The 1,005-nt window shown below is 32.4% G+C and carries 1 protein-coding gene; it reads right to left on the minus strand.

Annotation, left to right across the window (positions count from 1 at the left end; all coding sequences use genetic code 11):
- Window positions 1-301: 301 nt before the first annotated feature.
- Window positions 302-1,005, minus strand: a 704-nt coding sequence (locus EKL98_RS17480) for an SIS domain-containing protein (protein WP_126563281.1), incomplete at its 5' end; no start/stop codon positions are given.

A 1,005-nucleotide genomic window follows, 5' to 3' on the forward strand; every position in this document is an offset into this window, starting at 1 on the left:
AAACAATGACAAAACAAGTAAATAGTTTTTCATTTGATTGATTTTTGTTAGTTAATGCAGCCAAAGTACAAATATTTTTGATATTAATAAAAAAACACTAAAAAAATTTAATATTATACAATTTCATTATAAATAGTCTTTTTCAAAAACATTAAACTAATTTATGATATTTAGTTAAATTAATGCGATTTGTTATGCGTGCATATAAAATAATATCTTGAAAATGGTGTTTTCATAAAAAATAGACAAAAAAAAAAGCGAGATAAAAACCTCGCTTTGGATGGAAACAGTAGAATATTACTTACTCAACAGTAACTGATTTAGCTAAATTACGCGGCTGATCAACATTACAGCCTCGCATAACGGCAATATGATACGATAATAATTGCAACGGTATTGTAGTGATTAATGGTGATAAAGCATCCGAAGTTTCAGGAATTTCAATGATATAATCTGCCAAACCTCTTACTTGTGTATCTCCTTTTGTAACCACTGCTATGATAATACCGCTACGCGATTTAATTTCTTGAATATTACTAACAATTTTGTCATAATGTCCTTGTTTTGGTGCTATAGCAATAACTGGCATATGCTCATCTATCAAAGCGATTGGACCATGTTTCATTTCGGCCGCAGGATACCCTTCGGCGTGAATATAAGAGATTTCCTTTAGTTTCAATGCGCCTTCGAGCGCAACTGGAAAATTATATCCTCTTCCTAAATACAAACAGTTTTGAGTGTTTTTGAAAATCGCAGCTATTTCTTTCGCTTTTGCATCTGTTTCCAAAGCTTCTTTTACTTTTTCAGGAATAATTTCTAATTCTTGTAAGTATCTATGAAAATCCGTTTTAGACAATGTCCCTTTGGCTTTAGCCAAACGTAACGCCATCATTATCAATACTGTGATTTGCGTAGTAAATGCTTTTGTCGAAGCCACTCCAATTTCTGGACCTGCATGAGTGTGTGAACCTGCGTGTGTTTCTCTAGAAATTGAAGAACCAACCA

Source organism: Flavobacterium bomense (assembly GCF_003970355.1).